This is a genomic window from Caballeronia sp. LZ029 (assembly GCF_031451275.1).
Lineage (GTDB): Bacteria > Pseudomonadota > Gammaproteobacteria > Burkholderiales > Burkholderiaceae > Caballeronia > Caballeronia jiangsuensis.
Genome location: NZ_JARUXO010000004.1, coordinates 1,402,268 through 1,411,983, shown reverse-complemented (window position 1 = coordinate 1,411,983; position 9,716 = coordinate 1,402,268). Strand labels below are relative to the sequence as shown.

Annotated in this window: 4 protein-coding genes and 1 pseudogene; all 5 read right to left on the bottom strand. The window is 65.2% G+C overall.

The genetic code is table 11. The annotated features are described in order from the left end of the window. Positions 1 to 138: 138 nt before the first annotated feature. Positions 139 to 3,072 (bottom strand): malto-oligosyltrehalose synthase, encoded by a 2,934-nt coding sequence (gene treY / locus QCE73_RS32450; protein ID WP_309885098.1) that lies wholly within the window; start codon positions 3,070 to 3,072, stop codon positions 139 to 141. Beyond that, the gene (malQ, locus tag QCE73_RS32445) at positions 3,069 to 5,285 is read right to left on the bottom strand and encodes a 4-alpha-glucanotransferase (RefSeq protein WP_309885097.1); all 2,217 of its coding nucleotides are present in this window, start codon (positions 5,283 to 5,285) and stop codon (positions 3,069 to 3,071) included. Before malQ ends, treY begins: the two co-directional genes overlap by 4 nt. Then, the gene (gene treZ, locus QCE73_RS32440; RefSeq protein WP_309885096.1) at positions 5,282 to 7,180 is read right to left on the bottom strand and encodes a malto-oligosyltrehalose trehalohydrolase; all 1,899 of its coding nucleotides are present in this window, start codon (positions 7,178 to 7,180) and stop codon (positions 5,282 to 5,284) included. The genes malQ and treZ overlap by 4 nt, the downstream gene beginning before the upstream one ends. Positions 7,181 to 7,217: 37 nt before the next feature. Next, complete coding sequence (gene glgX / locus QCE73_RS32435; protein WP_309885095.1) at positions 7,218 to 9,443, bottom strand: glycogen debranching protein GlgX; 2,226 nt, start codon at positions 9,441 to 9,443, stop codon at positions 7,218 to 7,220. A gap of 47 nt (positions 9,444 to 9,490) precedes the next feature. After that, positions 9,491 to 9,716: pseudogene (locus tag QCE73_RS32430) on the bottom strand (hypothetical protein); the annotation flags it as partial.

Genomic DNA, 9,716 nt, shown 5'->3' with positions numbered 1-9,716 from the left:
CGGGCGATGAGAAGCTGCTTTCTTTGGTTACTTTCTTTGCAGCAGCAAAGAAAGTGACCCCCGCCCCGGGGAGGGGCAGTGCTAATAGACCGACACGAACACAGGATTCCACGCGAGAAGAACCCGCGACCCAAACCCTCAAACCTTCGGCACACCTTCCTCAACGAGCAAAGCCACCGGCATGGCCGCCAGAGCATCGCGCAGAAACAACCTCTCACCCTCAGCCTTGGGCGCATTCGGACTCAACCAGTCGAACAACGCACGCGAATGAAGCGCCTCGGGCAGCACGACCGAAGTATCCCCCCAACGCTCCGGCCCAACGATCGGCACGTCACATCCCGCGCCCAACAACGGCGCCGCAAGCCGCGTAGCAATCACGATCGCATACGCGCTCCCCGCATGGCGCGCATACGCAATCACCCGCCCCGCATGTTCGCCCTGCACGTCGAGCGCCACATACTCGCCCTGAGCGAACAACGACTCGCAATGCTTGCGCAGAGCCAAAGCCCGCCTCACGAGCGACAGTTTCACGCGCCCGTCGCGCCAGTTCGCCAACTGTTCCGAAGGCGGTCCTTTCTCTTCGACCTCAGCGAGCCACTGCCGACGCAACTCATAATCGACAGGCCGGCGATTATCCGGGTCCACAAGACTGAAGTCCCACAACTCCGTGCCCTGATAAAGATCCGGCACACCCGGCGATGTCAGTCGCAAAAGCGTCTGCTGAAAACTGTTGATCGCACCGAGCGGTCCGATGCGCGCGACGAACGCCGACAACTCCTGCAGAAAGCCATTGCGCCGCTGCGGCGCGACGATATCGAAGAGAAAGTCCTTGCACGCATTCTCATACGCTTCATCGGGGGCGAACCAGCTCGTGCGCAGCTTCGCCTCGCGCAGCGACTTCAGTTGCCATCCCGCGACACGCTCCGCGAGCGCGTGAACGCCTGCCTCGTCGTCGGGCTCGAGCGTCATCGGCCAGCAGCCGACGAGCGTCTGATACAGCATCGCCTCCGCAGCCGGTCCCGGCGCCCAGTCATTGACGTCGCTCGTTTCGCCGTGTCCGCCGCTCGGGCCGCGTCGCAACGGCGTGTTCAAGGTGGACCATTGCCGAAGTGTCGCGGCCCATTCATCGGGAATCTCGCTCAATGCCGCGATGCGCGCGCGCACATCCTCGCCGCGCTTGTGATCGTGCGTCGCCGTGCAGAGCATCGCGTGCGGAAACGCATCGAAGCGTTCGCGATTGCCCGCGTGAAACGCATCGACGGACAACGCAAACTCGCCCGGGTCCGCGCCGACTTCATTGCGCGAAATGAGGCGTCCGTAGCGATAACACGCCGTATCCTCGACGGCCTTCGCCGCCACCGGCGATGTCAGTTGCGAGAACAGCGTCTGCGCCGCGCGACGCTGCGAACCGCTCGATGACGGCGGCGTCTGAGCCGCCGGCACCTGATTGCGGTCGCGCTCGCGATTGCGCTCCGCGGCGCGATCGCGTCCGCGGTCCGGACGTTCGTTGCGCTCCGGCTGCGGCGGCAATTCGTCGGGCAGCTTGCCGCCGAGCCATTGCGCGACCTGATCGAGCACGACATGATCCGCGCGCGCAAGCACGGCGCGCGCAGCTTCGAGCGCCTGCGAGAAGAAGTGCTCGTCCTCGGGGCTGCGCACGCCGCTCACGGGATAAATGCGATACACCGGAAACTGCACGACGAGTTCCGCGACCGCGCGCCTGATCGACGTGAACGTGAAATCCCGCGTGGTATGTGCATCCCGCGCGATGCGATGCAACGCGCGCGTCACGCGATCCAGTTCGGCCGACAGATTCTCCGCGAGTATCTTGCGGCGCGCGGCGAGCGCTTCGTCGGCGAAGCACGCGCTCTTGCCCGTGACCTCCGCCCAGAGCGCGGCGAGCGGCTGCGCACCCGCCGGATCGTGCAGCAGCGCGCCGACATCGTTCATGAAGTCGTAGCCGGTCGTTCCATCGACCTGCCACTCGCGGCGCAACGGCTCGCCGCGCGCGAGTATCTTCTCGACCACGAAATACGTGTGTCCATTGCCGTGTCGCAATGCCTCGGGCCGCTGCGCCGACAGCTCTTCCAGCCGCGTTCGCAGGCGCTGGCAATACTCGCGCGGCTCGGCGAGACCATCGACGTGATCGACTCGCACGCCATCGATCAGACCTTCGGTGAAGAGCCTGAAAATCAGCGCATGCGATGCCTCGAACACCTCGGGCCGCTCGACGCGCACGCCGCCCAGCGTGCTCACGTCGAAGAAGCGCCGCCAGTTCACTTCGTCGGCGGCTGTGCGCCACCATGCGAGCCGGTAATGCTGCCGCTCCAGCAGCCGATGCAGCCGGTCGCGGCCCGCGGGCGTGTCGGGCGCGTGCGCGGCGAGGATTGCTTCGATCGCGGCACGACCGCCCTCGGTCTGCGCGATGGTGACGAGCGCGGTGCGCGCATCGGTGGCGCGCGGCTGATCGGTCGGCTGCGTCGTCAGGCCGACGAAGCGTTGCGCAAGCTCCGGCGCTTCCTGAAACACGGCGGGGTAATCGACCGGGCACACCGGAAACACGTTCGAGTAATACTCGATGACGAAACGCCCTTCGTCCGCCCGATACGCGAGCCGGATCTTGCCGTTCTGCAACTCGTCGCCGTAGGCGCCGCCGAGAAACGGCGCGAGCACCTTGCCGCGCAACGCGGGATCGGGCGAATGCCAGTCGACGTCGAAGAATCGCGCATGGGCGGCGTGCCGGCCCCATTCGAGAATGTCCTGCCACCACGCGTTTTCCGATCCGCCGACGCCCATGTGATTCGGCACGATATCGACGATGAGGCCCATCTCGTGCGCGCGCAGCTTCTCGACGAAGCGCCGCAAACCGTCTTCGCCGCCCAGTTCGGGATTGACCGACGTGTAGTCCACGACGTCGTAGCCGTGCGTGGAGCCGGCGGTCGCGGTCGTGATCGGCGACACGTAGGCATGACTCACGCCGAGCCGCGCGAAGTAGTCCACTTGCGCGGCGGCATCGTCGAAAGTGAAGCCCTTGTGAAGCTGAAGCCTGAGCGTGGAACGCGGTACGGTCATGGTGATTCGGGTTTCGATGTGTGTTCGTTCGGTTGCACGGAGCGCCTGCGCGCGGTGTCGACGGCGAGCAGGCGGTCCGAAAATGCATCGTCGAGAAACAGTTCGTCGACGGGCAGGGCGAGCCGCCTGCGCCAGTTCGGATGCTCGTCGATGGAGCCCGGCAGGTTCGGCTGCTCCGCGAGCGCGAGCAGGTCTTCGAGCGGATACGTGACGAGCGGCGCGGGCGTCGCGGCGACGAAGGCGAGCGCTTCATCGACGGGCGCATTGTCGATGTCGGGCGCATCCACGTCGCCGGGCGCGATGCCCGCGTCCTGGATCGCGCGCCACAAGTGTTCGCGATCGCCGCCGCGCTCCTCGAGCGCCACTTCGACGGCATCGCGGCCATCCGCGCGTGCCATCGTCTGGCCGATCTTCGAGCGCCACACGATGTCCTCGCCGCGCCACCATCCGGTGACGGTCGGCAGGTCGTGCGTCGTCGTCGTCGCGGTGACGCCGCTGTCCCATTCGCGCGGCGGCTTGAAGCCCGGGCCGTCCACTTCGCGTTCGAACCACAGCACGCGAATGCCCAGCAAGCCGTGCTCCTGCAAGCGCTCCGTAAAGCCGGGCGGCACGGTGCCGAGATCCTCGCCGACCACGATCGCGCGATGCCGCCACGATTCCAGCGCGATGAGCCGCAGCATGTCCTCCAGCGGATAGCGCAGATACGCGCCGTCCTTCGCGCTTTCGCCCTCGGGCACGAGCCAGAGCCTGCGCAAGCCGAGAATATGATCGATGCGGATGCCGCCCGCGCGCGCGAACGCACAGCGGAGCATGTCGATGAACGCCGCGAACCCCTGCGTGCGCATCGCCCGCGGCGAGAAGGTCGTGAGTCCCCACGACTGCCCCGCCTGATTGAAGAGATCGGGCGGCGCGCCGACGGACACGCCCGTGAGCATCTCCTCGCGATACGACCATGCGTGACTGCCCGCGCTGTCGCAACCGACCGCGAGGTCCGCGACGAGGCCCACGGCCATGCCCGCATCGCGTGCGGCGTGCTGCGCGTGCATGAGTCCCTTCGCGGCGAGCCATTGCGTGAAGAGATAGAAATCCACTTCGCGCCGATTGGCGTTCGCGAATTCCGTCACTTCGGCGCTGCGCGGATCGCGCAAGGCTTCGGGCCAGTTGCGCCAGTGACCTTCGCCGTTCGCAGCGATCTGCGCGGCCTGCAGCGCTTCGAAGCGCGCGTGATCTTCGAGCGGGCGGCCGCCTTCATCGACGAAATCGGCGAAGTCCTTCGCGAAGGGCGAATCGCGGTCTTCGGAGAACGTATCGAAGAGCGCGCGCAGGATCGCGAGCCGCGCTTTCGATGCACGCGGCCAGTCGATCAGCGCAAGCCCTTCGAGTTCGGCGAGCTCGTGCGCCACGCCCGCTTTCTCGATCGCCGCACGCGCGGCGGGCGCGCCGAGCACGGCGGCGGGATCGACATGAGCGATATTGAGAAAGAGCCGCGACGACGGCGAATACGGGCTAAATTTGTCCGGCTCGGCGCTGAACATCGCGTGCATCGGGCTGATCGCGACCGCATGTCCGCCGCGCTTCGCGGTCTGCGTCGCGAGCGACGCCAGCGCCGTGAAATCGCCGATGCCGCCATCGCCGTTGCGCCGCAAGCCGTACACCTGCGCGGCGACGCCCCAGAGCGGCGGCGCGTGAGTCGAGTTCGCCGCGTCTTCGTCGAGCGTGCGCCACGCATCGTCGATTGTGTAGCAGCGCGCGGGCGCGACCGCGAGCGTCGTGTGATGGTCGTTGATGACGAGCGTGTGATAGCCCGGCTCCGCGATCGGCGAGAGCAGCGCGATCTCGCCCTTGGGCGACGTGAAACGCCCGTCGATGACCGCGCCGCTTTCCAGTTCGATGCGATAGCGCGCCCCCGACTTCGCCGCCGACACCGGCAGCGCGATGCCGCGATCCACTTCGGCGGTGATGAGCGGCGGCAGCTTGCGCCCGCTCATCTCGGCATCGACGGCGGCCATGCTCTGCCTGATCTGCGTGGCGTTGCCGCACGGCAGGCCGAGCTTTTCGAGCAGGCTGCGCAGCGTCGTTTCCGGCACGCGCTGCATGATCTTGTGCGCGTCCTTCCATTCGATCTCGAAGCCCGCGCGTTCCGCGAGCGCTTCGATGCTGCTCACGGGGCGCGCGGCCTTCGTGTCGTTCGGATTGCTGGCGGCGGCGCTCACGAGACCTTCCCTTCGGCCGATGCCGGTTCGAAGCGGCGCGCGTCGTGCGCGATCGCGTATTCGTTCACCTCGCCGGTGAGCCATGCGAGGAACGTGCGGCCGCCGAGCTCGCCGTCACGTGCGCGATCCTGCGCGCGCGCCGGCGTCTCGAAGATGAGCTTGCCCGGCGGCTGCTCCTTCAACGCGATGGCGCTTTCCCCGAGATTCAGCGCGACGCTCAGCGTCTCGCCGTCGCCAAGCTTCCAGCGCGCGACGAGCGCCTTGTCGCCGAGCACATCCGCTCCGAGCGATTTCGCGCCCTTCAGACGCGGCGTGACGAGCTTCGCGCGCACCGTGAGCGCCGAGCGATAGAAGTGCAGCCATTCGAGCCGGTCCGCTTCGTCCCGTTTGTCCGACAGCTTCGGCGACGACATCTCGAACGTCTTCGCGTCGTTCGGATCGGGAATCAGCGCGCGGCGCTTTTCATCGGTGAACGCGGAGAACTTCGCGAACTCCTTGCGGCGGCCTTCGCGCACCGCGTCGGCGAGCTGATCGTGATAGTCGGTGAAGAACAGGAACGGCTGCTTCGAGCCGTACTGCTCCTCCATGAACAACAGCGGAATCTGCGGCGACAGCAACAGAAGGCCCGTTGCGGCGAAGAGCGATTCATCGTCGGTCAGCGAGCGAAGACGATCGCCCATCGCGCGGTTGCCGATCTGATCGTGGTTCTGCAGGAACATCACGAAGCGCGTCGGCGGCAGATGCGCGCTCTTTTCGCCGCGTGGCTTGCCGTCGTGTATCGGCGACGGATCGCCCTGATACGCGAATCCTTCCGTCAGCACGCGCGCAAGTTTCTCGATCGGCTTGTCGCAATACGCGCCGTAGTAGCTCTCGTCTTCGCCCGTCAGCAGCACGTGCAGCGTGTTGTGCGCGTCGTCGTTCCATTGCGCGTCGAAATGCGTTTCGAGCAGATTCGCGGTGTTGTGCTCGTTCTCCAGCACGAGATGCACATGACGGCTCGCCTCGACCGAACTGCGCACGCGTTGCGCGAGCTCGCGCAGCCATTCGTCGTCGTTGATCGCGTGCACCGCATCGAGGCGCAGGCCATCGAAACGGTATTCGTTGAGCCAATACAGGGCATTGTCGAAGAAAAGGTCGCGCACTTGCGGGCGCTCGAAATCGATCGCCGGACCCCACGGCGTGTGCACGCCTTCGCGGAAGAAGGTTTTCGCATACGCGTTCAGATAGTTGCCGTCGGGACCGAAGTGGTTGTAGACCACATCGAGAAAGACCATCAGGCCGAGACCATGCGCGGTATCGACGAGCTTCTTCAAATCTTCGGGACGGCCATACGCCGAGTCGGGCGCGTAGGGCAGCACACCGTCGTAGCCCCAGTTGCGCGTGCCGGAGAAATCGTTGAGCGGCATCAGTTCGATGGCCGTCACGCCGAGTTGTGCGAGCTCGGGCAACCGCGCGGTGACGCCCGCGAAACCGCCCATCGCGCCGACATGCAGTTCGTACAGCACGGTTTCTTCCCACGGCCTGCCGTGCCAGTTCGTGTGCGTCCAGCGATACGCGCGCGGATCGATGACTTCGCTCGGACCGTGCACGTCCTGCGGCTGAAAACGCGAAGCGGGGTCGGGGACGGCGAGATCTTCGTCGAGCCGATAGCGATAGAGCGTGCCCGCGCCGCCGTCGGCTTCGGCTTCGAACCAGCCGTCGCCGGTCGCCTGCATGTCGACGAGCTCGGGCGCGCCGCCCGCGCGCTGGATTTCCACTTGCACGGCATCGCGCGATGGCGCCCAGAAACGAAAGCGCGTGCGCGGATTCTCGCGCACTGCGCCCGTCAGATGAGCGCCGAAAGGAAGGCAATACGCATGATGATGCTTGTGCGGATCGATCGGACGTTCGGACATGATTTCCTGCCTGTATTGCTGCGATGGACTGCGAGTGTCAGTGGGACGAATCGGTTTCAGGCTCACGATGCGACGCAATCGTGCCGGGATCGGGCGGCAGCGCCGTCAGAAGGCGCGGACCCTGATGCGCGCCCGCCATCCAGACCGCCTGCCAGTCCGCTTCGCCGGTCGGCTCGGCCAGCATCACCACGATGCTGTGCGGCGCCAGTTCCACTTCGCTGCCGACAAGCGGCCGTGTCACGGAGTCGGGCTCCGCGCTATCGAGGAGCACGTTCCATTCCAAGTGCGGCGCGGGCGGCGTGAATACGAGCGCCTGCGACGATGCATTGAACATGATGAGCAGCACATCGATTTCGCCGTCGATGCCCGGGCCGGCGCGCCGCAGCGTGAGCGCGCGGCCTTCGGGGTCCTGCCATGCTTCGATCGCGAGCGCGTTGCCGCGTTCATCGAACCAGCTCACATCGTAGAGTCCCGGCAGCACTTCGCGGTCGCCGTAGAGGAAGCGCGTTTCGCGCAGCACCGGGTAGTTTTTGCGCAGTGCAATAACTCTTGCGACGAACGCCGTCATCTCGACGCCTTGCGGACTCTGCGCCGCGTCCCAGTCGAGCCAGGAAATCTCGTTGTCCTGGCAATAGGCGTTGTTATTGCCCTGCTGGGTGCGGCCGAATTCGTCGCCGGCGAGCAGCATCGGCGTGCCGAGCGAGAGTAGTGTCGTCGCGGCCATCGAGCGGGCGAGACGTGCGCGCACTTCGAGGATCGCGGGGTCGTCGGTCGGGCCTTCGACGCCCCAGTTCGCGCTGCAGTTTTCGTTGTGGCCGTCGTTGTTGCCTTCCTGATTCGCTTCGTTGTGCTTGTGCGAATAGGCGGTGACATCGGCGAGCGTGAAGCCGTCATGTGACGCGACGAAATTCACCGACGCCCACGGTTTCCTGAAGCGGCGATTGAAGAGTTCCGCGGAGCCGGTGAGGCGCGCGGCGAGATCGGGGCGCATGCCGGAATCGCCGCGCCAGAAACGTCGCACGCCATCGCGATACTTGTCGTTCCACTCGGCGAATCCCGGCGGATGATTGCCGACCTGATAGCCGTCCGGCCCGATGTCCCACGGCTCGGAGATGAGCTTGCGCGTGGAGAGCACCGGGTCCTGGCGGACTGCGTCGAAGAAGCCCGAGCCCGGATCGAAGCCGTGTCCTTCGCGGCCGAGCGTCACGCCGAGATCGAAACGGAAGCCGTCGATGTTGAACGCGGTGCACCAGTAGCGCAGCGAATCCATCACCATTTGCAGCACGCGCGGATGCGAGAGGTTGAGCGTATTGCCGCAGCCGGTCTCGTTGATGTAATGGCGTTCGTCGCCGGGAATGAGGCGGTAATAGCTTGCGTTGTCGAGGCCGCGCCACGAGACGGTGGGCCCGAGTTCGTTGCCTTCGCACGTGTGGTTGTAGACGACGTCGAGAAACACTTCGATGCCCGCCGCGTGCAACTGGCGCACGGCGATGCGCATTTCGTTCAGGCGATGCGTCGACAGATACGAAGGCTCGGGCGCGAAGAACGCGGCGGTGTTGTAGCCCCAGTAGTTCTTGAGGCTGCGCTCGACGAGAAAGCGGTCGTTCAGAAACGCGTGCACCGGCAGGAACTCGACGGCGGTGATGCCGAGCTTCTGCAAGTGCTCGATGAACCACGGCGACGAGAGCGCCGCGAAGGTGCCGCGCTCGTGCTGGCGGATGTCGTTGCGCATCATCGATGTGCCGCGCACGTGCGTCTCGTAGACGATGGTTTCGCCCCACGGCGTGTCGGGGCGCACGTCGCGCGACCAGTCGAAGGCGTCGTCGGTGACGATGCACTTGGGCATCGCGGGGGCGGAGTCGCGGCGATCCATCGACATGTCGAGCCGGTTCGAATGCACGCGATAACCGAAAAGCGCGTCCGACCAGCGCCACGGACCGACGAGCTTTTTGGCGTAGGGGTCGAGCAGCAGCTTGTGCGGATTGAAGCGATGCCCCTGTTGCGGCTGATACGGGCCGTGTGCGCGGAAACCGTAGACGGTGCCGGGATGCGCGCCGGGGAGGTAGCCGTGCCAGATTTCATCAGTGCACTCGGGCAGATCGAAACGCATCAGTTCCTTGCGGCCGGTGCTATCGAAGAGACAGACCTCGATGCGGTGCGCATTCGATGAAAATACCGCGAAGTTGACGCCCAGACCGTCCCAGTTGGCTCCGAGCGGGTAGGGTGCGCCCGGGAGCAACTTGTCGGGGAGTGCATTTGCCATGTGGGCGGTCCTTTTGTTTTTTGCCTTTTTTTGGCGGTTCGGTAAGTTTATGCCTTTGTTTCGGGGGCGGTTTTGGGTTGTTGTGGGGTTGTCTGCTGCGCTTGTTTGTCTGTGCGGTAACGCGCTTTCGTTTTCTGGCTTGTTGTCGTGGAAGCCTGATTTCGTGTCGGTCTGTTGGCGTTGCCCCTATGCGGGGCGGCAGTCACTTTCTTTGCTGCTGCAAAGAAAGTAACCAAAGAAACAGCTATCCCCAGCCTAAGCACTTCACACCGG